This window comes from Rhizorhabdus argentea (assembly GCF_037861105.1).
Lineage (GTDB): Bacteria > Pseudomonadota > Alphaproteobacteria > Sphingomonadales > Sphingomonadaceae > Rhizorhabdus > Rhizorhabdus argentea.
Window position 1 is genome coordinate 60,233 of the sequence record NZ_JBANFK010000017.1, and the last position, 23,944, is coordinate 84,176.

At 65.0% G+C, this 23,944-nt stretch carries 26 protein-coding genes; 14 read left to right on the top strand and 12 right to left on the bottom strand.

Annotated features, from left to right (window positions below; translation table 11 throughout):
• Positions 1-38: 38 nt before the first annotated feature.
• The 3 genes from AAC645_RS15120 to AAC645_RS15130 are packed head-to-tail and all read right to left on the bottom strand — an operon-like array spanning position 39 to position 3,475.
• Entirely contained in the window at positions 39-653 is a 615-nt protein-coding gene (locus AAC645_RS15120) for a murein L,D-transpeptidase catalytic domain family protein (RefSeq protein ID WP_422785842.1), read from the bottom strand.
• A gap of 17 nt (positions 654-670) precedes the next feature.
• Complete coding sequence (locus tag AAC645_RS15125) at positions 671-2,161, bottom strand: CYTH and CHAD domain-containing protein (protein ID WP_340317190.1); 1,491 nt, start codon at positions 2,159-2,161, stop codon at positions 671-673.
• Between the two features lie 45 nt (positions 2,162-2,206).
• A complete protein-coding gene (locus AAC645_RS15130; protein ID WP_340317192.1) occupies positions 2,207-3,475 on the bottom strand; it encodes an MFS transporter in 1,269 nt (422 codons plus the stop codon).
• 170 nt (positions 3,476-3,645) lie between these two features.
• On the opposite strand from AAC645_RS15130, the gene pip reads away from it, so the two are divergent.
• Genes pip through AAC645_RS15145 form a run of 3 tightly spaced genes read left to right on the top strand, consistent with a single transcriptional unit; the run spans position 3,646 to position 6,745 of the window.
• Positions 3,646-4,593, top strand: a complete 948-nt coding sequence (pip, locus tag AAC645_RS15135; protein WP_340317194.1) for a prolyl aminopeptidase — start codon at positions 3,646-3,648, stop codon at positions 4,591-4,593.
• Between the two features lie 10 nt (positions 4,594-4,603).
• Entirely contained in the window at positions 4,604-5,998 is a 1,395-nt protein-coding gene (locus tag AAC645_RS15140; protein ID WP_340317196.1) for an amino acid permease, read from the top strand.
• 48 nt (positions 5,999-6,046) lie between these two features.
• Positions 6,047-6,745 carry a 2OG-Fe(II) oxygenase gene (locus AAC645_RS15145; protein WP_340317198.1) on the top strand — a complete coding sequence of 233 codons (699 nt, stop codon included), beginning with the start codon at positions 6,047-6,049 and terminating at the stop codon, positions 6,743-6,745.
• A 6-nt stretch (positions 6,746-6,751) separates the two neighbouring features.
• Here AAC645_RS15145 and AAC645_RS15150 read toward each other — a convergent pair whose 3' ends face one another.
• On the bottom strand, positions 6,752-7,117 hold the full coding sequence (locus AAC645_RS15150) for a PilZ domain-containing protein (protein ID WP_340317200.1): 366 nt from the start codon (positions 7,115-7,117) through the stop codon (positions 6,752-6,754).
• A gap of 183 nt (positions 7,118-7,300) precedes the next feature.
• On the opposite strand from AAC645_RS15150, the gene AAC645_RS15155 reads away from it, so the two are divergent.
• Entirely contained in the window at positions 7,301-8,974 is a 1,674-nt protein-coding gene (locus AAC645_RS15155; protein ID WP_340317202.1) for an MFS transporter, read from the top strand.
• Here the strand turns inward: AAC645_RS15155 and AAC645_RS15160 are convergent.
• Genes AAC645_RS15160 through AAC645_RS15175 form a run of 4 tightly spaced genes read right to left on the bottom strand, consistent with a single transcriptional unit; the run spans position 8,949 to position 11,428 of the window.
• Positions 8,949-9,596 carry an ATP-binding cassette domain-containing protein gene (locus tag AAC645_RS15160; protein WP_340317204.1) on the bottom strand — a complete coding sequence of 216 codons (648 nt, stop codon included), beginning with the start codon at positions 9,594-9,596 and terminating at the stop codon, positions 8,949-8,951. The genes AAC645_RS15155 and AAC645_RS15160 overlap by 26 nt on opposite strands.
• Complete coding sequence (modB, locus tag AAC645_RS15165) at positions 9,593-10,258, bottom strand: molybdate ABC transporter permease subunit (protein WP_340317206.1); 666 nt, start codon at positions 10,256-10,258, stop codon at positions 9,593-9,595. The genes AAC645_RS15160 and modB overlap by 4 nt, the downstream gene beginning before the upstream one ends.
• A 3-nt stretch (positions 10,259-10,261) precedes the next feature.
• Positions 10,262-11,011, bottom strand: a complete 750-nt coding sequence (gene modA / locus AAC645_RS15170) for a molybdate ABC transporter substrate-binding protein (RefSeq protein WP_340317208.1) — start codon at positions 11,009-11,011, stop codon at positions 10,262-10,264.
• Between the two features lie 42 nt (positions 11,012-11,053).
• Positions 11,054-11,428: a winged helix-turn-helix domain-containing protein gene (locus tag AAC645_RS15175; RefSeq protein ID WP_340317210.1), complete on the bottom strand. Its 375-nt coding sequence runs from the start codon at positions 11,426-11,428 to the stop codon at positions 11,054-11,056.
• A 129-nt stretch (positions 11,429-11,557) separates the two neighbouring features.
• Between AAC645_RS15175 and epsC the strand changes: the two genes are divergently transcribed.
• Positions 11,558-12,532: a serine O-acetyltransferase EpsC gene (epsC, locus tag AAC645_RS15180; RefSeq protein WP_340317212.1), complete on the top strand. Its 975-nt coding sequence runs from the start codon at positions 11,558-11,560 to the stop codon at positions 12,530-12,532.
• Entirely contained in the window at positions 12,522-13,187 is a 666-nt protein-coding gene (locus AAC645_RS15185; RefSeq protein WP_340317214.1) for an RBBP9/YdeN family alpha/beta hydrolase, read from the top strand. Before epsC ends, AAC645_RS15185 begins: the two co-directional genes overlap by 11 nt.
• A 12-nt stretch (positions 13,188-13,199) precedes the next feature.
• Here AAC645_RS15185 and AAC645_RS15190 read toward each other — a convergent pair whose 3' ends face one another.
• The 4 genes from AAC645_RS15190 to AAC645_RS15205 all read right to left on the bottom strand — a co-directional run bounded on the left by AAC645_RS15190 (position 13,200) and on the right by AAC645_RS15205 (position 17,817).
• Complete coding sequence (locus AAC645_RS15190; RefSeq protein WP_340317216.1) at positions 13,200-13,466, bottom strand: hypothetical protein; 267 nt, start codon at positions 13,464-13,466, stop codon at positions 13,200-13,202.
• A 115-nt stretch (positions 13,467-13,581) separates the two neighbouring features.
• Positions 13,582-14,817, bottom strand: a complete 1,236-nt coding sequence (locus AAC645_RS15195) for a dicarboxylate/amino acid:cation symporter (protein WP_340317218.1) — start codon at positions 14,815-14,817, stop codon at positions 13,582-13,584.
• 15 nt (positions 14,818-14,832) lie between these two features.
• Positions 14,833-15,735, bottom strand: coding sequence for an iron-containing redox enzyme family protein (locus tag AAC645_RS15200; RefSeq protein ID WP_340317220.1), 903 nt, complete (start codon positions 15,733-15,735; stop codon positions 14,833-14,835).
• Positions 15,736-16,101: 366 nt separating this feature from the next.
• Entirely contained in the window at positions 16,102-17,817 is a 1,716-nt protein-coding gene (locus AAC645_RS15205; RefSeq protein ID WP_340317244.1) for a GAF domain-containing hybrid sensor histidine kinase/response regulator, read from the bottom strand.
• Positions 17,818-17,959: 142 nt separating this feature from the next.
• On the opposite strand from AAC645_RS15205, the gene AAC645_RS15210 reads away from it, so the two are divergent.
• The 8 genes from AAC645_RS15210 (at position 17,960) to AAC645_RS15245 (ending at position 23,873) form a co-directional block, all read left to right on the top strand.
• Positions 17,960-18,379, top strand: a complete 420-nt coding sequence (locus AAC645_RS15210; RefSeq protein ID WP_340317222.1) for a secondary thiamine-phosphate synthase enzyme YjbQ — start codon at positions 17,960-17,962, stop codon at positions 18,377-18,379.
• Position 18,380: 1 nt separating this feature from the next.
• Positions 18,381-18,842: an NUDIX domain-containing protein gene (locus AAC645_RS15215; RefSeq protein ID WP_340317224.1), complete on the top strand. Its 462-nt coding sequence runs from the start codon at positions 18,381-18,383 to the stop codon at positions 18,840-18,842.
• A gap of 83 nt (positions 18,843-18,925) precedes the next feature.
• Entirely contained in the window at positions 18,926-21,298 is a 2,373-nt protein-coding gene (locus AAC645_RS15220; protein WP_340317226.1) for a hydrolase, read from the top strand.
• Positions 21,299-21,503: 205 nt separating this feature from the next.
• Positions 21,504-22,394: a hypothetical protein gene (locus AAC645_RS15225; RefSeq protein WP_340317228.1), complete on the top strand. Its 891-nt coding sequence runs from the start codon at positions 21,504-21,506 to the stop codon at positions 22,392-22,394.
• Positions 22,391-22,792 carry a hypothetical protein gene (locus tag AAC645_RS15230; protein ID WP_340317230.1) on the top strand — a complete coding sequence of 134 codons (402 nt, stop codon included), beginning with the start codon at positions 22,391-22,393 and terminating at the stop codon, positions 22,790-22,792. Before AAC645_RS15225 ends, AAC645_RS15230 begins: the two co-directional genes overlap by 4 nt.
• Positions 22,793-23,087: 295 nt before the next feature.
• A complete protein-coding gene (locus AAC645_RS15235) occupies positions 23,088-23,393 on the top strand; it encodes a hypothetical protein (protein WP_340317232.1) in 306 nt (101 codons plus the stop codon).
• The gene (locus tag AAC645_RS15240; RefSeq protein ID WP_340317234.1) at positions 23,345-23,743 is read left to right on the top strand and encodes a hypothetical protein; all 399 of its coding nucleotides are present in this window, start codon (positions 23,345-23,347) and stop codon (positions 23,741-23,743) included. Before AAC645_RS15235 ends, AAC645_RS15240 begins: the two co-directional genes overlap by 49 nt.
• Positions 23,688-23,873 (top strand): hypothetical protein, encoded by a 186-nt coding sequence (locus tag AAC645_RS15245; RefSeq protein WP_340317236.1) that lies wholly within the window; start codon positions 23,688-23,690, stop codon positions 23,871-23,873. The genes AAC645_RS15240 and AAC645_RS15245 overlap by 56 nt, the downstream gene beginning before the upstream one ends.
• Positions 23,874-23,944 lie beyond the last annotated feature (71 nt).

Here is a 23,944-nt window from a genome sequence, read left to right on the forward strand (position 1 = left end):
TGATCCAGCCGAGATGGCGCTGGAGACGGTCGACCCACTCATCCATGGTTGCCACGTCCCGCATAAAGCAGCCTGCCGTGGCCGAGGCGGGCGAGAACCAGTCCGATGTCCTGTTCGCCGAACGCGAAGCAGCCGTCGCTGCGGCCGAGCTTGCCCTGGCGCGCGATCACGTCCGGCGACGCATACCAGGCGGAGTGGATCACGATAGACCGCTCTTCGGCATGGGCGTTGCTTTCGTCGAGGCCGAGGAGACGGCGCGACGCTCCGTGGATACCCTCATAGGTCTCGGCGGTAACATAGGCGCCCTCGGATGTGGCGGCGGAACCAACCGCGTCCGAAAAACTCTGCAACCAACCGCTATGATCGGGATCCGAGCCGCGGCCGTGCGTGACGAGCAGGCTGGTCGTCGTCCCGTTGAGGATGTCGGCCAGGAAAAAGCGCGGCGCGGCGGAAGGCAGCCCGAAATCGGCGATCGCGATGACGTCCCGGGACCAGATCGCGGCGTGATGGCGAAACAGCGCGTCCAGCGCGCGGTTGACGAGGTGCGGATCGATCATCGGGGCTACCGTTGCCAAACCAGGTGGCAGCGCCCAAGCAGCCGACAGGCTGCAGGTGGCGAAGCCCCCCGCAAGCGTTTCGCGGCGCGAGAGCAAAACAGTCCGCAAGCTGTTCATGTGCGCCAGAAGCGCTTCGTGTTGATCAATGCGTCGAAGCATTTCTCGGCATCGCCCAGCAAGCGGGTGCGGTTCTTGGGGCTCCGCGCGCCGATCTCCGGGTCCAAGCCCAACTGGGCGAGGAGTTCGGGCGCCGCGGCCATGTCGTTGAGTTTGCCAAGCTTGTCCTGGAGCGCCTCCAGCCGATCGAGCAGATGCTCCAGACGGCGATGCGCCTTCCGGCCCGGAAAGAGCGAGGCTAAAAACTCGGCGACATAACGCAGCTTCTTCGCATCCTTGCGGACCTCGTGGCGATGCTCGTCGTCGACGCGCGCGAGGCGCCGGCCCTCGCGCCTTATGCGCTTGCGCAGGAGATCCAGCCGGTTCGCGGCAAAGACCGGGATCATCTGCTCATGCAGTCGCCGATCCTGATGCCCGGCCTTCCACGAGCCGATCGCCAGCCATTCGGCAATTTCGATCGGCAGCAGCCGAACGCGGCCGCTCTCCAGCAGGTTGCGGAGATGGTTGAAATGGCTTTCCCGAATCGCGGCGAGCGCCGCTCGTCGAGGCCCTTCGAACTGCGGCAACAGAACATCGATGTCGCGAATGGCGCCCAGTTCGCCGGCCAGCCATCGCAACTCGGCCGCGAGCAGGACGGCGTGGTCGTCTCCGGCGAACAGAGGCTTGAACAGCGCGAAGGCAGAGCGGAGGCGACGGAGCCCCACCCGCGCCTGGTGGACGGCTTCGACTGCCTCGGTTTCAAGCAGCAGCGTCTCGTTCAGCCGATATTGCTTGAGGCAAGAGCCCGCGATCGCGGTGAAGGCGTCGGCGGCCCCCATGTCGCGGGCGAGACGAATGGGTTCGGCCTTGGCGACGCTCGACAATCCGCCGGTGACCAACGCATAGCCGCACCCGGATTTGGAGCGCACGCCGAGCCGCAGCGGGACCTCCTCGTTGAGGTTGCGGGCGAGATCGAACAGCATCTGCGGCGAGCCCCGTTTCAGCTCGAGTTCGATTTCGGACAAGGCAATGCGGCGCGGACCTGCGCGAACCTCACCGGAATCAATGGAATATTCGATCGTCGCCCCGTCCCGCTCGATCAATCCGGAGAGGCGCTCGACATCGGTGATGAACAGCGGTTCGACCTTGCCCAGCGTCGCGGGGTCGACGCACGAGGTGAGCGGGCCTGCCGTTTCGTCCAGGATCGGCTGCTCGCCATCGAGCGTTCGCTCCCATTCTCCACGGACGAACAGCGCTCCCGCGGTGCTGGTGGAGGCCTTGACGGTCTGGACATGGACCTCGCCGTCCTTGCGGATGCGAACGGCGTAGCCGGCGCTGTGGACCCGTAGATCGGGCGTGTCGAAATAGGTCGCAATGAGATGCTTGCGCTCCGCGCCCTGGGCATCGAGCAGCGCCGAGCCGGCGAGCCGGTCTCGATGGACGCGCTCATATTCGAGCTTCAGTTCGACTTCGACTGGATCGTCCATATCGCCTTGGCCGGAGATCATCGCATAAGCAGTCTACTATCCTGACGCCCGGGAGTCATCGCATCATCAGCCCGGCGGCAGCTGGGGCTCATCCTCGGGCCGGTGCAGGTTTTGTGGTAGCGGGGGTATGCGGATCAGTAGCAGCGCCGCGACCAACACCAGCAACCCAAGGGTTCCGGTGAACAGCACCACGCCTGGCCACTGCATCGCGCCCCATGCGAGGCCGCCAATCGGGCCCAGGAGACTGGCGCCCATATAGTAGCAGAACAAATAGAGCGCCGAGGCAAGACTGCGGTCGGCACCAGCGCGATGGCTGACCCAGGCCGATGCTATGGAATGTATGCCGAAGATGCCGATCGTCGCGATGGCGATCCCGCCTATGATCAGGACCAGTGGATGCGCTGCCGTCAGCATGATGCCGAGCAGGAGCAGAACTGCGGGCATCCAGAAGACGTGGCGGCGGCTGAAGCGGCCGCTGATCGATCCGAACAACGTCGAACTGGCTGACCCGAGGATATAAAGAAGGAAGATGGCTCCCACCGCAGTATGGCTCATCGAATAGGGCGGAGCGAGCAGCCGGAAGCTGGTATAGTTGTACAGCGTCACGAACGCGCCCATCACGATGCCGCCTACTGCGAATAGCAGCAGCAACGCCCGATCGGCGAACAGCCGGCCCGCGGAAGCGAGGATCGCGCGTGCGCCATGATTGCGAGCGACGAAGCCTCTGGGAACGGGCGATAGCCGCCAGAAAGCAACCGCCGATAGCAGTGCGGTAACCCCGAGCACGGCGAAGCTCGGCCGCCAGCCAAGATATTGCGCCATGACGCTGACGCCGAGCCGGGCGGTCATTCCGCCAAAGGCAGATCCCGCGATGTAAAGACCGATCGATGCGCCGACCGACGCGGGCTCAACCTCATCGGCGATATAGGCCATGGCGACCGAAGGTATGCCGGCCAACGCCACGCCGGTGAGAAAGCGCAGCTCCAGCAATGCCGTCCAGCCCGGTAACAGCACTACCAGGAAAGTCAGCAGCGCGGCGCTGAACAGAGATGCCATCATCAGGGGCCGCCGGCCGAGGCGGTCCGAGACGAGCCCGGCGATCACGATCATGCAGGCCAGCGGAGCGGTCGCCGCCGATATGGCAAGGCTGGATTCCGCGGGCGTCAGCCGGAAACTATCGGCGAACATCGGCAGCAACGGCTGAACGCCGTAGAGCACCGAGAAGGTCGAGAAGCCTGCCGCCAGCATAGCCAGCGACATGCGGCGAAAGGCCGGCGTGCCCTTGGCGATCGCGCCGTGCTGCAGGGCGCGGGACAGTGGATGTTCAAGCATCATCGGATTTCCGAATTGCCATGGCCTGAGGGCGGAGGGAATTGTCGAGGCCTTAGCGGTCTATCGGTCGGTGCGCCATGCGTGAGAGGCGCTGTTGGCCGCCGGGCGCGCATCTGGACGACACTGTCTCCGGCTGGCGCGCAACTTTTGACTCCGCTAACTTGCGGCGCATCATGACCGGGCTGCGCATTCTTTATCCGCCGATCGAGCCCTATGCGACGGGCATGCTCGATGTCGGCGACGGCCACAGCATCTATTATGAACGGGTCGGGACGCCGGGCGCCAAGCCTGCTGTCTTTCTCCATGGCGGGCCGGGCGCCGGCTGCTCGGCCGATCATCGCCGGCTGTTTGATCCCGCGCGCTACGATGTGTTGCTGTTCGACCAGCGGGGGTGCGGGCGCTCGACGCCGCATGCTGCTCTGGATGCCAATACGACCTGGCATCTGGTCCAGGATATCGAGCGGCTGCGCGCCCTGGCGGCCGTCGATAGCTGGCTGGTGTTCGGCGGCAGCTGGGGATCGACGCTGGCGCTCGCCTATGCCGAGACGCACCCCGCGCATGTCAGCGCGCTGATCCTGCGCGGGGTCTTTACGGCAACGCGAGAGGAAATCTCCTGGTATTACCAGTTCGGCGTGTCGCAGATGTTCCCCGATAAATGGGAGCGCTTCGTCGCCCCCATTCCGGACGCCGAACGCGGCGAGATGGTGGCGGCCTATAATAAACGGCTGACGGGGGGCGATCCCGTCGTGCAGCTCGAGGCGGCGAAAGCGTGGAGCCTGTGGGAGGGCGAGACGATCACCCTGCTGCCGAGCGCCGACCTGAGTGCTGCGCACGGCGACGACCATTTCGCCATCGCTTTCGCGCGGATCGAGAACCATTATTTTCATCATGACTGCTGGCTGGAACCGGAGCAGCTGCTGCGCGACGCGGTTCGGCTGCGCGGCATCCCCGGCACGATCGTCCATGGCCGCTACGACATGCCCTGTCCGCTGCGCTATGCCTGGGCGCTGCACAAGGCGTGGCCCGATGCCAAGCTGCATGTGATCGAGGGCGCAGGGCACGCCTATTCCGAACCCGGCATCCTCGATCGATTGATCAGGGCGACAGACCGGTTCGCGTAAAGGAGGGGGTATGGCGGCTTTCCTGCGGCGCAAGCCGATCGACAGTGCAGGACGACGGGCTGGCGGGCTGATGCCGACATTGTCGTGGCCGCACCTTATGGCGCTGGGGGTCGGCGCCATCGTCGGAACCGGTATCCTGACGCTGATCGGTGTTGGCGCGGATCGCGCCGGGCCATCGGTGTTGCTGTCCTTTGCGATTGCGGGCGCGATCTGCGCCTGCGCGGCGCTTGCCTATGCCGAACTCGCGGCGATGATGCCGGCCTCGGGCAGCGCGTACAGCTATGCCTATTCGGCGCTCGGCGAGATTTTTGCGTGGGTCGTCGGCTGGAGCCTGATCCTCGAATATTCGCTGGTCGTCTCGACCGTCGCGGTCGGCTGGTCCGGCTATGCGTCACCGCTGCTGATCGGCGCGGGCTTCCCGGCGGCGCTGACCCAAGGGCCTGAGCTTGGCGGGCTGATCAACCTGCCGGCAATCTTCATCATCGCCGCGGTGACGGGGCTGCTACTGCTCGGCACGCGCGAAAGCGCCCGCATCAACACGGTGCTGGTGCTGATCAAGATCGCGACGCTGTCGCTATTCGTCGCGGTGACCCTGCCTTATTTCGATGCGGGCCATCTTCACCCGTTCATGCCCTATGGTTTTGCCTCGGTGCCGGGGCCGGACGGGGTGCCGCGCGGCGTGATGGCGGCGGCGGCGATCATCTTCTTCGCCTTCTACGGCTTCGACGCGATCTCGACCGCGGCGGAGGAAACCAAGCGGCCCGAGCGCGACCTGGCGATCGGCATCGTCGGATCGATGCTGGTGTGTACGCTGATCTATATATTGGTGGCGGCCGCGGCGATCGGGGCAGTGCCGTTCACCGGCTTCGCGAACAGCCCGGAGCCGCTGGCGCTGATCCTGCGCGACTTGGGCCGACCGGGCGTCGCCAAGATGATCGCCACGGCCGCCGTGATCGCGTTGCCGACGGTGCTGCTCGCCTTTCTCTATGGGCAGAGCCGAATCTTCCTGGCGATGGCGCGCGACGGATTCCTGCCGAGCGGGCTGGCGGCGATCTCCAAACGCGGAACGCCGGCACGGATCACAACGATGACGGCGATTCTCGTGGCGATCCTGGCCGGATTGCTGCCGATCGGCGAAATAGCGGCGCTCGCCAACGCCGGGACGCTGATCGCGTTCATGGCGGTGGGCGCCTGTCTTATCGTGCTGCGCCGACGCAGCCCCGAACTGCCGCGGCCCTTTCGTACGCCGGCGGCGACGCTGGTGGGGCTGGGGGCGCTATTCGGCTGCGCCTATCTGTTCATCAGTCTGCCCGCCAAGACACTGCTGTGGTGCCTGTCGTGGAACGCGATCGGCCTCGCCATCTATCTCGGCTATGCACATCGGCAGAGCGCGCTGCACAAGTGAGCGCAAGGAACGGGAAGCGCGCAGGACGGCGCGCTGCGATGATCGGGCATGGCGAAGATCGACAAGCTTGACTGGGACGCCGCCGCTGCCGGCCTCGATGCGCGAGGCTGGACGATCCTGCCGGGACTGCTGAGCAGGCAGACGTGCGGCGAGCTTGCGGCGCTTTATGACGCGGGCGCGGGATTCCGCAGCCATGTCATCATGGAGCGGCATGGCTATGGACGCGGCGAATATCGCTATTTCACCTATCCGCTGCCGCCGCTGGTGACGGACCTGCGCGGCGCGCTGTATCGGCGGCTCGCGCCGATCGCCAATCGCTGGCACGAGCGCATGGGATTGGAGGTGCGCTTTCCCGCCGAGCATCGAGATTTCCTCGATCGCTGCCATGCCGCCGGCCAGTCGCGGCCGACGCCGCTGCTGCTTCGCTATGGGGCGGGCGACTATAACTGCCTGCATCAGGACCTGTATGGCGAGCATGTCTTCCCACTGCAGGTCGCGGTGCTGCTGTCGGCGCCGGGCGAGGATTTCACCGGCGGCGAGTTCATCCTGACGGAGCAGCGGCCGCGCATGCAGTCGCGCGCCGAGGTGGTGCCGCTGTCGCAGGGCGATGCCGTCATCTTTGCGGTGGCGCATCGCCCGCAGCGCGGATCGCGCGGCGACTGTCGGGTGACGATGCGGCATGGCGTGAGCAGCTTGCGGGCCGGGCATCGCCATACTCTGGGCATCATCTTCCACGACGCGGCGTGACGCCGCTTAGCTGGCGGCGAGACGCAGTGGCGCAATGTCCGCATCACCCCGGAGCGCACGGCGCCCTTCGGCCAGCATCGGATCGAGCCTTCCAGCGGGAATGCGGGAGTCGAAGGCAAGGCCGAAGCGGTTGCCGCGAACCCAGGCGGTGCGCGCCAGCACTTCATTGCCCTTGCATACCAGCCAGACGATTTCGCCCGGCGTCGGCGGTTCGGGGGCATGGCCGAGCGCGCCGTCGCTGGAAAGATCGAGAATATGGACGCGTGCGGGGCGTCCGCCGGCCAGCAGGACGGCCGGCAGCATCACCCGTGTGCGCGATCCCTGACGCGCTTCGGAACGGCCCTTCAGGCCCAGAGCTGATGCTATCGACATCGCACGCTTACCTCTTCGACTGCCGGAGTGTCCGGAGTTCGCATGATGTCGTTACGCGCAGGATCGGTATGATGGGGTTATGGGACTTGGTGAACGCGGCGTCAGGGTTTTTGCCGGCGAGGCATCCTGTGGCGAAAGGAGCAGCTATTGGCACAAAGCCGCGCGTCCTGCATTCGGTAGGCGATGACTTCCCACGCCGATATCGCTTCGCCTGCCCCCCGCGCGGCCTCCCCGCTCAGCATTCCGATCTTCCGGGCGGTCTGGGTCGCGTCACTCCTGTCCAATTTCGGCGGGCTTATCCAGTCGGTCGGTGCGTCGTGGATGATGACGTCACTGGTGCAATCGCCGCAGATGGTCGCGTTGGTACAGGCATCGTCGGCGCTGCCGTTCATGCTGTTGTCATTGCTTGCCGGGGCGGTGGCGGACAATATGGACCGGCGGCGGGTGATGCTCACCGCGCAATGCTTCATGCTGCTGACCTCCGCCACCCTGTCGATATTCGCGTGGGAGGGCTGGTTGACGCCATGGTTGTTGCTGACCTTTACCTTCCTGATCGGCTGCGGCACCGCGATGAACGGCCCCGCCTGGCAGGCGTCGGTCGGCGATATCGTGCCGCGCGCACAACTGCCCGGGGCCGTCGCGCTCAACTCGATGGGCTTCAACATGGCGCGCAGCGTGGGGCCGGCGATCGGCGGTGCCATCGTCGCCGCCGCCGGGGCTGCGACGGCGTTCCTGGTGAACAGCATGTCCTATATAGGGCTGATCCTCGTCCTGTTGCGCTGGCGCCCCGATTTCCCGCCGCGGGTGCTGCCGCCCGAGCGGCTGCTGATGGCGATGGGCGCGGGCCTGCGCTATGTCGCGATGTCACCCAATCTACGGATCGTGATGCTGCGCGCGGCTTCCTTCGGCATCGCCGCCAATGCCGTGCCCGCGCTGATGCCGCTGGTGGCACGAACCCTGATCAAGGGCGGGCCGCTGACCTATGGAGCGCTGCTGGGCGCCTTCGGCATCGGCGCCGTCATCGGTGCGCTGGGCAGCGGGCGGCTCCGCAGCCAGCTGAGCACCGAAGCGATGATCAGGCTCGCCGCGCTGGGCCTTGCCATCGGCACCGCGCTGACCGGCATCAGTCCCTATATGGAGCTCACCGCTGCGGCGCTCATGCTGGCGGGCGCGAGCTGGGTGGTCGCACTGTCGACGTTCAACGTGACGGTGCAGCTTGCCTCGCCGCGCTGGGTCGTGGCGCGCGCCCTGTCGATCTACCAGATGACGGCGTTCGGAGGCATGGCGATCGGGGCCTGGGTACTCGGGCTCATTGCCGAGCATCAGGGCGTGTCGGATGCGCTGCTGATAGGCGCGGGCATTCAGATGGCCGTGCTGTTGCTCGGTTTTCTGGCACCGCTGCCGCAGGTGCAGGACCTCAACCTGGATCCGTTGCGGCAATGGACCGAGCCCGACACCGCGGTGCCGCTGGAGCCGCGCAGCGGACCCGTCGTCATCGCCGTGGAATATCGCATCGAGCCGCACAACATCGTCGCCTTCCTGTCCGCCATGACCGAACGGCGGCGGATCCGGCGGCGCGATGGCGCGCACGGCTGGACATTGCTGCGCGATCTGCACGACGCGGAGCTATGGATCGAACGCTTCCACCTCGCCACCTGGCTCGATTATGTCCGCTACAACCAGCGGCTGACCCAGGCCGATGCCGAGACCACTGCCGTGCTGCACAAGCTGCAGAAGCCAGGCGAGCCGTTTCGCGTTCAGCGGCTGATCGAGCGGCAGACCGGATCGCTGCCTACGTCTCGCCGTAGCGATCCGGTGACCGACGATCCCATCACCGATCCGGCTCGATCGGCCTGAGGCCGCCCTTTTCAAGCCAGATCGTTCTTGCTGCGAGCCTGGCGGCTTCGCCATGATCATGCGTCACATAGATGACCGGGATATCGATGTCCGCGAGCAAAGCTTCCAGCCAGTCGAGCAGTCCTGCGCGTGCGTCGCTGTCCAGCGCGGACAGCGGTTCGTCGAGCAACAGCAGGCGGGGCTGACTCAGCAACGCGCGGGCGATGCCGGCGCGCTGGGCTTCGCCGCCCGAGAGGCGCGTGGGGAGGCGATCGAGCAAATGGCCGATGCCGGCGCGCTCGATGATCTCGACGCGGGCGCAGCGGCCGGGCGGCGCACGGCGGGCGGCATAATCGAGATTGGCGGCTACGCTGAGGTGCGGAAGAAGACCGGCGCCCTGGAAGACATAGCCGACGCGGCGAAGCTCGGCGGCGACGAACGTCCGGCTGTCCTGCCAGATCTGGCCATCGACGCTGATCGAGCCGGCGATCCGATCGAGCCCGGCGAGGGCGCGCAGCAGCGTGGTCTTGCCCGAGCCGGAAGGACCGAGCAGGGCGGTAACACCGCGCGATGGCGCTTCGAACGCGACCCGCAGCGCAAAGCCCCGGCCGAGCTTTCCATCGAGATCGACCGCAATCGTCATGGCTGGACGTTGCCGATGCGCCGTTCGACGAGGAGCAGCGCGAGGAGGGCGGCGAAGGAGAAGGCGGCCAGTAGCGCGGCGATGCGGTGGGCTTCGCCGAACTGCAGGCTTTCGACGAGCTGGTAGATGCGTGTCGAGAGCACCTCGGTCTTGCCGGGGATATTGCCGCCGATCATCAGCACGACGCCGAACTCTCCGACCGTGTGGGCGAAGACGAGGATCGCCGCCGACAGGAAGCCACGCCGTGACAGCGGGAGTGCGACGGTCAGGAAGCGGTCGAACGGCCCGGCACCCATGGTCGCTGCGATCTCGAGCGGGCGATTCCCGATCGCTTCGAACGCGGTGCGGAGTGGCTGGACCGCGAAGGGCAGCGAATAGAAGAGCGATCCTATCACCAGTCCGGTGAAGGTGAAGGCAAGCGTGCGGATGCCGAAGGGCTGGAGCGGCGCCATCAGCGGGCTGTCGGGCCCCAGCGCGATCAGCACGTAGAAACCGATCACAGTGGGCGGCAGGACGAGCGGCAGCGCCGAGATGGCGCCGACGATCTCCTTCCACCAGCGGCGCGAGCGGGCCAGCCACCAGGCGAGCGGCGTGGCGAGCAGCAGCAGCAGGACGGTTGTCATCAACGCCAGTTCGACTGTGGTCGCGAGAACGAGGCCCATCAGCTATTTGACGGCGTAGCCGTAACGCCTGATGATCATGAGCGCAGGGCGGCTTTTCAGATATTTGAGGAAGGCGCGCGCGGCAGGGTTGTCCTCGCCCGTCTTGAGCAGCACCGCCTGCTGGTCGATCGGGCTGTGCAGCCTGGCCGGCACGATCCAGCGCGAGCCACCGGGGACGCCGATCACCTGGCTAAGCGCGACAAAGCCGATCTGGGCAGCGCCGGTCGAAACGAACTGATAGGCCTGCGCGATCGAGCTTCCGGTGACGATCCTCGGCTTCAGGACATCATAGACGCCGAGCTTCCGCATCGTCTCGATCGCGGCGGCGCCATAGGGCGCGGTCACCGGATCGGCGATGGCGACCTTGTCGAACGCGCCGCGCTTCAGCACTGCGCCGCGTGAATCGACCAGGCCGGGCGTTGTGGAGAAGAGCGCGAGCTGCCCCACAGCATAGGTGAAGCGCGTGCCGCGGACGGCAAGCCCGTCCTGTTCGATCCTTGCCGGACGCTCGGCATCTGCGGACAGCAATATGTCGAACGGGGCGCCATGGCTGATCTGCGTGTAGAAGGCGCCCGATGCGCCGAAGGCGAGCACCGCCTTGTGGCCCGTGGCTTTCTCGAAACCGGCGGTGATTTCCCTGGCCGGTTCGGTGAAGTTGGCGGCGACGGCGATGTGAGTTTCGGCGGCGGAGGCCGGGACAGCCACTGCAAGCGACAGGGCGGCAAGGCATCGGACGAGGAACGTGAAGGGCATGGCCCCATCGAATGCTATATTCTGCCGTATATGGCAAGTGGTCTATGCTGGCGGCACGGGCTTATCTCGCAGGAGGGCGCGGAGCGGGGATATGTCCCGATGGGCGGCGTCGAGAAGATGGAGCTCGAGCGCGCGATAGGCCGCGAGCACCTGCCTGCCGCACTCGGTCACGCGCGCGCCCTTGTCGCGTCCGCCGCCGGGGGTGGTGTCGACCAGCTTGTCGGCCCAGCAGCGGTTCATGCTGTCGACGAGCAGCCAGGTGCGGCGATAGCTCATGCCGAGTGCCCGGCCCGCGGCGGAGATCGAGCCCTCGCGCTCGATCGCTTCGAGCAGGGCGGCCTTGCCTGGACCCATTGCGGCCTCATCCCCGCAGTAGATCTGTGCCTTGAGCTTGAGCGGGCCGAGCCTTGGAACCATGGCTTCGCATAGCAGCGGCGTAGCGCTTTGTCCGCCCGGATATAATTCCTATCTTCTTGGTAGAGAAAAGTTGCTTTCCCTCCTTGGCCAGACGGCTAGGCAGGAAATCGGGCTAGGAACGAGGCGGTTATGCAGGAAGCTTATGACGAGGCGGTTGCGGCGCCTCCGGGTGAATATTGGGACATCAACGCCATCGCCGCCGAGCTTCGCGATGCACGTGAGGCATGGCGCAACGCGCATAAGCGCCACGCAGAGTTCGGTTCGGTGGGTTTCCCGTCGCGCCATGTGCTCGACAAGATCATGGCTGCCTTGTGCGGTGCGCTGTTCCCGCTGCGGTTGGGACCGAGCTTCGTGCGTCAGCATAATGAGGAGGCGTTCGTCGCCGAGACGCTGCAGACGGCGCTGAGCCGACTCTACGGGCAGATCCGTCTGGAACTCGGCTATTCGATCGGCGACAGCACGCCCGAGCTCATCGACGGCGAGGCAGGGCGGATCATCGGCCATTTCGCGACCAACTTGCCGACGCTCAGGCGGCTGATCGATACCGATGTAGAGGCGGCCTATGCCGGCGATCCCGCGGCGCGCAGCGTGGACGAGGTGCTGCTGTGCTATCCCTGCGTCATCGCGATCGTGCATCATCGGCTCGCGCATCTCCTACATGGGCTGGGGGCGCCGCTGGTGGCCCGGATCATCTCGGAGATCGCCAATTCGCGGACGGGAATCGATATCCACCCCGGCGCATCGATCGGCGAGGCCTTCTTCATCGATCATGGCACCGGCGTGGTGATCGGCGAGACCGCGATCGTCGGCAAGCGGGTGAGGCTGTACCAGGCGGTGACGCTGGGCGCGCGGAGCTTCCCCGCCGATGCCGAGGGCGCGTTGCGCCGCGGGCTCGCCCGGCATCCGATCGTCGAGGACGATGTCGTCATCTATGCGGGCGCGACAATCCTCGGCCGGGTGACGATCGGCGCGGGATCGACGATCGGCGGGAATGTCTGGCTGACCAGCAGCGTACCGCCCCGCAGTATCATCAGCCAGGCGCACGCGCATGATAGCCGGGGCTCCGAGTTGGTCGATATGCTGGGGGAGAGTGATGGCCGATGATCGCAAGCCGCTGTGCCTGATCGTGCCGGGTCTCGACAATTCGGGGCCCGACCATTGGCAGAGCCTGTGGGAGGACCGGCGTGGCGATTGCCGTAGGGTCGATCTCGGCTGCTGGTCCGAACCCGAGCGCCGGATCTGGACCGAGCGGCTCGACGCGGCGCTGGCGATGGCCGACGGACCGATCGTGCTGGTGGCGCACAGCCTCGGCTGTCTGACGATCGCCTGGTGGGCGCTCGGCGCGGATCATGCCAGGCTGGAGCGCGTGCGCGGTGCGCTGCTGGTGGCGCCGCCTGATGTGGACGCGGCCGAGGCGCATCCCTTCGTCCGCCGCTTTGCGCCGACACCGGGGCGGAGCCTGCCCTTTCCGTCGATCCTCGTCGCCAGCCGCAACGATCGCTACGCGACGTTCGAGCGGCTGGAGGTCCTGGCGCGGTCGTGGGGGAGCCGGTTCGTCGATGCCGGGCATATCGGGCATATCAACGCGCTGTCGGGGCTGGGCGGCTGGTCGGATGGCGAAGTGCTGCTCGATGAACTGATCGAGGCGAGCGGGCCGGCGCGGGCGGATGAAGCCCACCGGGAGCCCGACAAGCCGGACAGCCGCGTGCGCGGGAAGCGAGAGAGCCGTCCTGTCGTGGCGGAAGCTGATGTCCTTTAGGGCAGCTAATGATCAATGGGCGCTGTGGGTTGCGAGCCAGGTCCGCGCGCTGCGCTGCGCCTCAGCGATTTCGCTGCGGGTCATCTGATCGGCGATGTCGGCGCGGCAATATTGCGCCTCCTCCGAGCCGGCCAGTGCCGCGAGGTTGAACCATTTATGCGCCATGATCAGGTCGATCGATCGGCCCTGCGCACCCGTGGAACAGGCGAAAGCCAGATCGAGGAGGGCGTCGGTGTCGTCGGCCCGGATTGCGGCTGCGGTGGCGAGGTTGCTTCCCATGATCTAACTCCTTTTCGAGGAGTAATCTGGCGGCCACCCGACCAACAAATGGTTAACGCCGCTTTAGACTTTGGTCGAAGATCGGGCCAGCGGAAAGGAATTCGACGCCCGGAGGTCACGCAACTGCAGGGCTCGATTGATCATCCGCCGCTACAATGCGCGCCACCGCGAGATCGGCGGTGACGTTGCCCAAAGTGCGGAAGAGATCGGGAACGGTCTCGACAGCCATCAGCAGCGGCAATGCCTCAATCGGTACCCCCAGCGCCACGCAGATCGGCGCGATCGTCGCGATGAACGAAACCTGCGCGGCCACGCCGACAGCGGCCAGGCTGACGGGCACGGCAACCAGCACCCCCAGAACGAGCATCGGTAGGCTGAGGGAGATGCCATTGAGATCGGCAAGATAGAGGGCCACCGCGATATTGGCGGCGGCGCTGGCGGCGCGAAACAGCGACACCGCCAGCGGCAGCACCACGCCGGCGGCCTTCGCCTGCACGCCGAGAGCCGGCGTGGCTTCGATCATCACCGGCAGCGTCGCGAGTGACGATTGGGTGCCGAGGGCGACAGCCTGAGCGGGGATGGCGGCGCGAGCGAAGCGCATCGGCGAGATCCTGCCGGCGAGCGTGGCGGCGGCATAGGCCATCAACGTCGCGAGCAGGCATGCCGCGGACGCGATGACGATATATTGACCGAGCGCACCGGCTGCGGCTGCTCCCATGGTAATCCCAGCGGCGAAGGCCAGCGCGGCGATACCGAGCGGCGCCAGCCACAGCACCCAGGTCACCAGTACCAGCATCGTCTGGACGATGGCTTCGATGAACATGACTATTACGGCGCGAAGATTCGCTGCGATCCGGGTGAGGGCGAAGCCGAACAGCAGGGCGAACACCACCAGCGGCACCATCGCGGTTTCGGCGGCGGCCTTTATCGGATTGGCGGGAACGATCGCGTCGTACCATGGCCCGGCGGCTTGCGCAGCAACTGCCGGAACAGCGGCATTGCGGAATGCTTCTGCCGGGGCGGTTGCAGGCCAGAGATGTAGCAAGCCAGTGGTGGCGACGGCGCTGAGCGTGCAGGCCGTAGTCAGCAGGATCGCGAACCAGAGGATCGAGCGCAGCGCCGTGCGGCTGGCGGACGCCTCCTGCGCCGCCGCAGCGATGCCGTTCACGATCAGCCCGAAGACGAGCGGCACGATCGTCATCGTCAGGGCATTGAGCCACAGACCCCCGATCGGGCGCGCCACGGCCAGAATGGCTTGCGTGGCGCTTCCCTCAATGCCTGCCATCGCAATGCCGCTGCCCAGCCCCACCAGCAGGGCCAGGAACATGCGCAGCGGCAGGCTTATCGCCACGCCGATGCCGTCAGCTTAACGATCGGCCCAGAGCGCCTCGCGATAACGGTCGAAACAGCGAGCGCCGCAGCGCAAGCGCATGAGAGCGCCCTCGGCGATGGCGGTGGCGCGGCGGGGATCTTCGTCAACCAGAGGCCGTAGCGCCTCGCGATTCCAGTCGGCGCTATGCTTGACGTCCAGGACGGCGTGGAGATCGAAATAGCGACGCTCCTTGTCGGAGAGGCCGATGCGGCGCAGGCCCTTGGCAACCATCGCCGAGCGTCCCGGCGCCGTCAACTCGATGACGCCGAGCGCGCCCACCGAATGCCAGGCAAAATCGCGGCTGGTCGCCATCGCCGTCATCGCATTGGCCAGCGCCAGGCTCTGCCAGACGGTGTTCTCGATGACGGGCTGGACCGCGAGCGTTTCGACCAAGGCATCCAGCATCGGGCCGTGCATGCCGGCGCGGTTGCCGCGGCCCATCTCGTCCCAATAGTTGCGCGCGAGTTCGAGTTTTGCCGAGACGGGCAGCTTGACCTGGGTATAGGCGACGAGATCGTCGAAGCCTGCTTCGCCGGCGGCCTCCTGTTCGAAGAACCAGCGGAGCTGGTCCCGGCTGGCTTCATCGGCGAGCCACGGGAATAAAGGATCGCCCTGTCCGGGGCCGACGATTTTAAGATGTTCGAACCAGCCGACGAAGGCATCGGGGTCCAGGGGCGCCGTGGCGGCATCTTCGGCAATCTCGGCGCGCAACTCTTCGAGGAAGGCGCGCTCGAGCCGCAGCATCCGGGTATCGCGCTCAAGCCGACTGTGCCAGTCGGGCGCGGGGAAGCGCGGTCCAAGCCGTTCGCGATTCCAATGCGCGAGACCGCGCTGGAAGCTGTCGGTATGGAATTGCGATCGGTTTTCACGAATCGGTATATCGTAACGGCTGGCCATCTTTCTTCCTGCAGATTCAATTTCTTATGCGGACGGGAAGAACGGTGGCCCAAAGCCAGGGTTCCGATATTGTTGCCCAGGCGACCAATCGAGTGGCCAATCTCTCGCTATTTTTCCTCCGCATGGTTCTTCATCGCTTGCTAAGCGTGGTCTGCGATGGCCGCATGGATGCGGTACAGTTCGCTATTTCGGAGTCGATGGCTGGCGCTCTTCTGGAGCGCGGGAATCCTATGGACGGCCGTGAGCTTTGTGGGGTCTCAGGAGCAGAGCGATGGCGTCGATACCAACGCCATGGCCGATGACGGCGCCAGTCTCAATGAACTTCAGGCTCTGGTCGGCAAACTGAACAGGTAAATGCCGGCAGGGTCAGGCCATGACCTGTTCGCGCGCGGCGGCGATGCTGGCTGTAAGATGGATCTGCCGGAACGGCTTCGACAGCCGGACTACATCGGGGGCGATCAGGTCGACGCCCTGATAGCCGGAGATAATCATCACCGCCGTTTGAGGTCGATCGGCGCGCAGCCGCAACGCCAGCTCGGCACCCGTCATGCCTGGCATGATGTGATCGGTGACTACGACGGAGGGATCGAGGCCGTCTTCGATGAGACCGAGGCCTTCGCGGGCGCTGGCGGCCTGGACGACATCATAACCCAGCGAAGACAGCATCTCGGCGGTGCCCCTGCGAACGATAGGTTCATCGTCGATGACAAGGATCGTGCCCATGCCCGGCAATCCGCCATCGACCTTTGCCGTGGGGATCACGGCCTGTGCAGGTGACTTTGCTACCGGCAGCCACAACAGTATGTTCGTTCCGGCGCCAGGCGTGCTGAAGAGTTGTAGCGCCCCGCCGAACTGGGCGGCGAGACCGTGCACCATCGAGAGGCCGAGGCCCGTTCCATGGTCAGCGCTTTTCGTACTGAAGAAGGGTTCGACGGCCTGGGCGAGCGTGGCTTCGTCCATGCCGGTGCCGCTGTCGCGAACGGAGAGGCAGACGAAATCTCCCGTGGACAAGATTGCGGGACGCTCCTCAGCGGTGGGGTGGCGCGCCGACAGGATGAGGCTGCCGCCACCTGGCATCGCGTCGCGAGCGTTCACGGCCAGATTGAGAAGCGCCATCTCAAGCTGGTGGCGGTCGGCGTGGGCACGGGGCAGATCCGGTGCGATATCGAGACTCAGCCTAATCCTGGAGCCAAGCGAACTGGTGAGCAAGTCGAGCATTCCCCCCGCCAGCGCATGAAGATCCACCGGACTCGGCGCGAGCGGCTGGCGCCGAGCGAAGGCGAGGAGGTGCTGCACAAGCCGCTTTGCGCGTTCGGCTGCTTCCATCGCGACATTGGCACTGCGCAGCACGCCTTCGGTGAGAACCTTCCGCCCAAGCACGAGATCGAGGCTACCCATGATCGGTGTGAGCAGATTGTTGAAATCATGCGCGATGCTGCCGGTGAGTTGGCCGATCACCTCCATCTTCTGGGCTTGCCGTGCGATTTCCTGAGCGCGCTCGAGTTCGGCGGTGCGCTCGGCTATCCGCGTCTCCAGCGCGCGGTTGAGCTCCTCCAGTGCCGTTACCAATCGCCCGTTTTCAAGCGCCGTGGCGGCGGCGCGGCTCAGCGCTTCGAGCAATGGCACCGCGCCGGGGTTGGGGGCGCCGACGTCGGACCAGTAGGCGCCGATCGCCGCCACCGGATCGGGCAGACCGACCGGCACCATGACCATGCTGCGCACGAAGGTCGGTTCATAAGCTGCGTGCGGCACGCGGGGATCGGTCATCACCGCCGGGATGACGACCGTCAGCCGGTCGCGCATCGCTATCCCGGATATGCAGCTGTCCGCCTGAAAGCGTTGTCCGGCCCAGAGCGGCGCCTTCGCATCTTCGGCAACATAGTGGCATTGATCGCCGTCGCGCAGGACGATAGCTATACCGTCCGCGCCCGAGATGCGGCGCGACGATGCGCGGAGGATCTCGATGACCTGGTCCAGTGACCGCGCCGCGCCGAGTTGCTCTACCGCCACGGCAAGGAGCGACCAGCGCTCTGCCAAAAGGCGTTGTGCGTTGACGTCGTCCTGCCAATCGGACCGACCCATCATGATCTCCCTAAACGCAACCGGACACCACGCGTTTTGTTATCACCGGTCGATGGGATTTTCCCGTAGGGAGTAATACGGGATGATAGCGGCGGCAGGCTTCAACTCGGCGAGCGAGGGCAATTTGGAGTGACTTCTTGCCATGCGACAGGCACATGATGTGATCGAGATCCAAACGCCCGGGCAGGGACTGGTCGAGATAAGCAATCGCGTATCGAACTGGGTCGCCGCGCACGATCTGCACGATGGCATGCTGACCTTGTTCTGCCGGCATACCTCCGCCTTGCTGCTGATCCAGGAAAATGCGGCGGCTGAGGTGCGCGGCGATATCGAACGCTATTTCGCCCGGATCGCGCCGGAGGATCCCGGTGCCTACGCTCATGACGATGAGGGGCCGGACGATATGCCAGCGCATCTGCGCACGGCGTTGACCCAGGTGCAGCTTTCGATTCCGCTGATGGACGGGCGGCTGGCGCTCGGAACCTGGCAGGGCATCTTTCTGTTCGAACATCGACGACGCCCGCACCGCCGGTCGATCGCGCTGCATCTGCTAGGCGAATAGCGTGGCCCAGCGGAGTGCCGGGCTGCTGATTTATCGTCGAAGCGACGAGGCGGTGGAGGTGCTCCTCGTTCATCCCGGTGGACCCTATTGGCGGAACAAGCAGGCCGGCGCGTGGCAGATCCCCAAGGGGCTGATCGATCCTGGCGAGGATGCCGCCGCCGCGGCTTTGCGCGAGGCAGCGGAGGAACTCGGCCTGGTGCTCGCCGGACAGTTGCTGCCGCTGGGCGAGATACGGCAGGCGGGCGGAAAATATGTCGAGGCATTCGGGCTGGAGGCGGAGGTCGATGCCAACGCGGTCGCGAGCAATATGTTCGAGATGGAGTGGCCGCCGCGCAGCGGGCAGATCGCACGATTTCCGGAAATCGATGCTGCGCGCTGGATGCGTATCGAGGAGGCTCGGAACATGATGCTCGTCAGCCAGCAGCCGCTGCTCGATAAACTGGTTGCGGCGATCGTCCCGTAATCGGCCGCCGCCATTCATGGTTAACATTTTCGCAAGGCCGATCGGCGATGACAGACCGACGACCTATGCCGGATGGAAGAATCATGAAGATCAGCGTTCCAGCGCGAGACATTCCCAACCTGCTCGATCGCGCCCCTTCCGGGGTGTCGGTGTTGTCGCTCGACTGCTTCGACACGTTGCTGTGGCGTAATGCGCAGGCGCCATCGGATGTGTTCGTCGAGCTCGACATCGAGGGCGGTGCGATCGAGCCGCGGGTGATGGCCGAGCGCAGCGCGCGCAAGGCGCAGGCGTTCCGCAACCGCCGCAATGAGGTTCCTATCGAGGCAATCCATGCGCGGCTGCTGCCGCCGGCCGATGCGGAAGCACTTGCCGCTTCGGTGCAGGCGGAAATCGATGCGGAGGCGAAGCATTGTTTCGGCTTCGCGCCGGTGATGGCGCTGATCCGCGGCGCCAAGGCGCGCGGGCTGAAGGTGATCGTCGTTAGCGATACCTATTTCAGCCCGGCGCAGCTGCGCGACCTGATCAGCCGGGCAGCTGGGGCCGAGATTGCGGAGGCGATCGACCGGATCTTCACATCGTCCGAGCATGGGATCAGCAAGACCGAGGGATTGTTCGAGCCGGTCCTGGCGGCGATGCACGTGCAGCCGGGAGCGATATTCCACCTGGGCGACAATCTTCACGCCGACCAGACGGCGCCGGCGGCGCTTGGCATCCATAGCGCCCATTTCGAGCAGTTCGATGCCGGCGCCGAGACGCGGCTGCGGCACGAGGCGATGGCGGCCGTGCTCATCGATGCGGCGACCCGGCAGAGCGTTGCGGCGATGCAGCCGCACCGCCAGCTGGTGTCTTTGCGCAGCGAGCAGGACCCGGCATTCGTGTTGGGACATGACGTGATCGGTCCGCTGCTGCACGGGTTTGCGCAGTGGGTGCGGGACGAGGCGGAGGTGCTGGCCGAAAGTTGCGGCCGGCCGGTCAAGCCCCTGTTCCTGATGCGCGACGGCTACCTGCCGATGAAGATGTTCGAGACGCTGGGATCGGGAATCGCCGTAGGCGAAATCGCGATCAGCCGGTTGACCGCAGGCCGTGCCGGACTGATCGACGAAACGGCGGTCACCGCGATGATCGAGCGGAACCTGGGCAAGCATCGGCTCGACGTGCTCGCGGGACTGCTGCTGCTCGAGCCGCATGAGGCGCGCAAGCTGGTCGGCCCCGGCGGCGATACGCCCGATCTCGAGCGGCTGGCCTGCGAAGGCCAGACGGCGCAGCGGATCGTGCGGCGATCGGCGCGCTATGCGGAGCGGCTGGTTGCGCATGTGCGGCGGGCGGGGCTCGAAGACGGCGACATGGCGATGATCGTCGACCTCGGCTACCATGGCACCGTCCAGGACCGGATCGCGCCGCTGCTCGCCGCGCGGATGAACGTGGCGATCGCTGGCCGTTATCTTCTGCTGCGCGAGAATGAGCAGAGCGGGTTGGACAAGAAGGGCTATTTCGACAAGCGCCATTATAGCCGCCAGGCGCTGTGCACGCTGGGCTCGTCAATCGCGATGATCGAGCAGATCTGCACGCAAGCCAAGGGTTCGGTGGTCGATTATCATTCGAACGGCAAGACGATCCATGAGAAGCCCGCCGAGAAGGGTGCGCAGAGCGCCACGCGTGATCGCATCCAGGCGGCGGCGATCGCCTTCGGTGAGGCTGCGGCGGCGATGGGGCCGGGTGCCCTGTCCGACGACGCGGAATGCCGGCGGCGCGCTGCAGCCGCCATCCTCGCGCGGTTCATGTACCTGCCTTCGGCCGAGGAAGTGGCGGTGATCGGCGACTTCACCCATGATGCGAACCTCGGTTCGTCGAGCCATCTGAAGATGCTGGATATGTCGAGTTCGACGCGTGGGCTTCGCCGGCGTGGGCTGCATTATGTCCAGAACACGGAGCGAATGTATCTGCCGGGCGAATTGCAGGATCAGGGACTTGCTCTTAATCTCGCGCTGTTCGGTATCGTGCGCAATGGGCTCGATATCCGCGAGAGCGACTTCCTGGCCGGCGGCGTGCCGGTGCCGGTGATCCTGGCCAATGCGCGCGAGGATTGCCTGGTCGATGTCGACGCCTTTCCGACGCATGACGGCTATTATCGGCTGGCTATCCCGGCGCGGAGCGACCTGACGATCGCGGTGATGCTCGGCGGCCTGTACGAGGCGGTGCAGATCGAGGATGTAAGCTTCCAGCCGCTGACCGGCCCGCATGACGAAGCGGGCTTCAGCGAGAAGCCGGATATCAGCGCCACCTTCGTGCAGGAGGGGATGGAGGCGATCGCCGGCGACCTGTTCCGCTGCACGCCGGGCGCGGCCTTGCTGGTGCCCCCGATCTCTGCGGTCGGGGAGAACGGCTATGCGTTGTGCGTCGCGTTCCGGCCGGTGGTGCGACGGGACGCTGCTGCCGAGGAGCGCAAGGTCGCCTGATTGGCTGCCATGTTTCCTTTTTGTTCTTGACGTCGCGCGATGGCGAGGCTATGCATTAATTGACGATGCGGATACCGCGTCGATCGCCCTTCCGGGTTGTCGCGTAGCTGACGTTTTTGCTTCAATTCATCGATAATCGTCTGCCCCTGCTTGCTCTAGGTGGGCTGTCTTCGTGCGTCCGGATCTATTTTGGGGATGATAAGAAATGCCGACGCGCGACGATTCCTCGGAGGACCAGCGACGTGTAGCACAGATGCTCGAGCATCTTGGGCTTACGCGCAACGGCAGACCCGTTCCCGGCGCACCGGGCAGCCTTTTGGTAAAGCCCGCAGGCACGTTGGCGCAGCGCCCCAATTCGGAGCAACCGATGTCTGTCGCTCGGAATTCGGATGCGCGCGTGGCGACAACGGTACTGCCGAGACCAGCTGAATTGAAAAGGGGCCGCCGCATCAATGGGCCGCAGTCGCTGCCGAAGATGCTATTTGCCGAAGATGCCGCCCGAAATCTGGAACTGGCGCGAGATCGCATGGCAGGGCGGAAGACGTCGGCCGCGATGGATTCCGATTTCAGAGTTGCTGGCCGTAGAACGCCAGAACAGTTGCAATGGCAGAGAGAGAGCAAGCAGCGGGCCGCTTACGAGAAACTCAGGCCGGACCACATGATCACTGACATTGCGGGCAAGCTCTGGGCATCGCCCTACACGGCGGTTGGAGCAGCAGCAGGCGCGCTGAATGTTCTTGCCGGCAGGATCGCCGGCCGACCGGATGCCCGTATCACCATTGGCAACAATGCGCTGCAATTCGAGGGAGGGTTGGTAGGCAAGGGCGGAAGCGCCTTCACGCTCGGCAACTCCGTGCTTTATGGTCCCGGGACACATCCCGATCGTCCAGCCCTGCGTGACGATAAGGCTAAGGAGCACCCCCCGTTCACCTTCGGGAGCCATGAAAAAGGCCACACATATCAATATGGCAATCCGTGGTTCCCCTATCGTTATGCTGCTGGAGCTATCAGGGGGGTCTTGACGGGGAAGCCGAATCCGGCCGAAGTCGAAGCCGACGATTTCGCGCAGGAAGACTATCGAAGGGCAAGACGATGAATACACATTTCTGGATTCCCTTCAGCATCTCCGCAGCCTGCGTGTTGTTCTTCCCGGTGATGTGTTATGGGCATAGAAGGCCGGTGGTTATCGATCACGACCTGCCAGAGGCATCAAGATCTGATATGTCCCAATTTAAGATTGTGGACTTCAATGACCTTAGATATGCTAATCGTACCGGAGCGGCTTACTGGGGATGTAGTAAAGAGTATGAGTTCGTGTATCTTTACACGGAGAAGAATCCTGAGTTTGTTGCCTACAGGGTTAAGGATGTCTGCGATATCAGAAAATGCGACTGCACTATCAAGGTAAGTTATCTCGAGAATCGCCGGCATGATCTGGCGGTGCCCTGGCAGAAGGCGGGCAATATCCTGCCCAAGGGCGTTCGCAGATGGTGAGTGGCCGGATCCTCGATTGAACGAAGGAGCAGGCCCCCGCGGCGGCGTCCCAGCAGTCAGCGGGCGTAAGCAACCTGGAAGATCCTCTTCAACGATCGGTCTGTAGGCCGCACCATGTTGCCATTATGTTCTTTACATTCGCGCATGGTGGCGCTATGCATATTTAGAGAGTGGGAGAGCTGCGGCAGCGGCGCCCGCTCTTTCCGTTTCCAGGCATCTCTTATGAACCAGTCGCGACGACTTCTGCTGTCGCGCGGCGTATAGTTGCGCTCTCTCCCAGTAAAAGGATTACGTCATGACAGTTGAAATAAGTTTCTTTGCGCGCGTGGCGACGGGCGGGCTGCCGGTGGCGGCGGATCCGGGCCAGGACGGCAGCAGTGCCGAGGCGCTCAGCGTGGCGATCACCGCTACGCCGGCGCTCAGCGCGGCGACGCCCGATGGGCAGACGGCGATGTCGATGATCGCGACCGAGGCTTTCCGTTACGAATATAGCCAGGCTGGCGCGATCGCTGCTGTCGCTAACAGTAATTACGTCGCCGCGGGCGAACGAATGTGGCTGACACCCCGTGCGGGATTCCGGTTCAGCCTGCGCACCGCCTGATGGCGGCCGAGCGCGATGCCAACGGGCGTTTCACGGGCCGCACGGCTGCGGCGAAAAAGGAGGGGGTCGAGCCTGCGAGCACGGCCGCAAGTGATGCGTTCCTGATCGAACTGCAGGCGAGCTGGGCGCAGCATGGCGCGGCGACGATCGAGAAGGTCCGCAACGACCGGCCGCACGACTATCTGCGCCTGATGGCGTCGAGCCTTACCAAGCTGGGCGATGGTCCGGCCGATGCGATCGAGGCGATGTCCGATGACGAAATTGCCGACGAATTGCGACGCATCCTCGAGCGGCTTGACGCGCAAGGCGCTGAAGCTGGCGCGCGAACTGGAACGGCGGACACGGCGTAACCAGCTGGCGGCCTATCGGCCCTATACAAAGCAGCGCGAATTCCATGATGCCGGCGCGGAGCATCGCGAACGGCTGTTCATGGCGGGCAACCAGCTCGGCAAGACGGTGGCCGGCAGCTTCGAGTGGTAGAGCATCTCGTTTACACCGAGAGGGTCGGCGGTTCGAGCCCGTCACCGCCCACCATATGCAAAGGGCATCCA

Bases quoted from the DNA above. Each gene is read 5' to 3' on its own strand.
- AAC645_RS15125 (WP_340317190.1), bottom strand. From the start codon at position 2,161: ATGATCTCCGGCCAAGGCGATATGGACGATCCAGTCGAAGTCGAACTG.
- AAC645_RS15130 (WP_340317192.1), bottom strand. From the start codon at position 3,475: ATGATGCTTGAACATCCACTGTCCCGCGCCCTGCAGCACGGCGCGATC.
- pip (WP_340317194.1), top strand. From the start codon at position 3,646: ATGACCGGGCTGCGCATTCTTTATCCGCCGATCGAGCCCTATGCGACG.
- AAC645_RS15140 (WP_340317196.1), top strand. From the start codon at position 4,604: ATGGCGGCTTTCCTGCGGCGCAAGCCGATCGACAGTGCAGGACGACGG.
- AAC645_RS15145 (WP_340317198.1), top strand. From the start codon at position 6,047: ATGGCGAAGATCGACAAGCTTGACTGGGACGCCGCCGCTGCCGGCCTC.
- AAC645_RS15150 (WP_340317200.1), bottom strand. From the start codon at position 7,117: ATGTCGATAGCATCAGCTCTGGGCCTGAAGGGCCGTTCCGAAGCGCGT.
- AAC645_RS15155 (WP_340317202.1), top strand. From the start codon at position 7,301: ATGACTTCCCACGCCGATATCGCTTCGCCTGCCCCCCGCGCGGCCTCC.
- AAC645_RS15160 (WP_340317204.1), bottom strand. From the start codon at position 9,596: ATGACGATTGCGGTCGATCTCGATGGAAAGCTCGGCCGGGGCTTTGCG.
- modB (WP_340317206.1), bottom strand. From the start codon at position 10,258: ATGGGCCTCGTTCTCGCGACCACAGTCGAACTGGCGTTGATGACAACC.
- modA (WP_340317208.1), bottom strand. From the start codon at position 11,011: ATGCCCTTCACGTTCCTCGTCCGATGCCTTGCCGCCCTGTCGCTTGCA.
- AAC645_RS15175 (WP_340317210.1), bottom strand. From the start codon at position 11,428: ATGGTTCCAAGGCTCGGCCCGCTCAAGCTCAAGGCACAGATCTACTGC.
- epsC (WP_340317212.1), top strand. From the start codon at position 11,558: ATGCAGGAAGCTTATGACGAGGCGGTTGCGGCGCCTCCGGGTGAATAT.
- AAC645_RS15185 (WP_340317214.1), top strand. From the start codon at position 12,522: ATGGCCGATGATCGCAAGCCGCTGTGCCTGATCGTGCCGGGTCTCGAC.
- AAC645_RS15190 (WP_340317216.1), bottom strand. From the start codon at position 13,466: ATGGGAAGCAACCTCGCCACCGCAGCCGCAATCCGGGCCGACGACACC.
- AAC645_RS15200 (WP_340317220.1), bottom strand. From the start codon at position 15,735: ATGGCCAGCCGTTACGATATACCGATTCGTGAAAACCGATCGCAATTC.
- AAC645_RS15205 (WP_340317244.1), bottom strand. From the start codon at position 17,817: ATGGGTCGGTCCGATTGGCAGGACGACGTCAACGCACAACGCCTTTTG.
- AAC645_RS15210 (WP_340317222.1), top strand. From the start codon at position 17,960: ATGCGACAGGCACATGATGTGATCGAGATCCAAACGCCCGGGCAGGGA.
- AAC645_RS15220 (WP_340317226.1), top strand. From the start codon at position 18,926: ATGAAGATCAGCGTTCCAGCGCGAGACATTCCCAACCTGCTCGATCGC.
- AAC645_RS15225 (WP_340317228.1), top strand. From the start codon at position 21,504: ATGCCGACGCGCGACGATTCCTCGGAGGACCAGCGACGTGTAGCACAG.
- AAC645_RS15230 (WP_340317230.1), top strand. From the start codon at position 22,391: ATGAATACACATTTCTGGATTCCCTTCAGCATCTCCGCAGCCTGCGTG.
- AAC645_RS15235 (WP_340317232.1), top strand. From the start codon at position 23,088: ATGACAGTTGAAATAAGTTTCTTTGCGCGCGTGGCGACGGGCGGGCTG.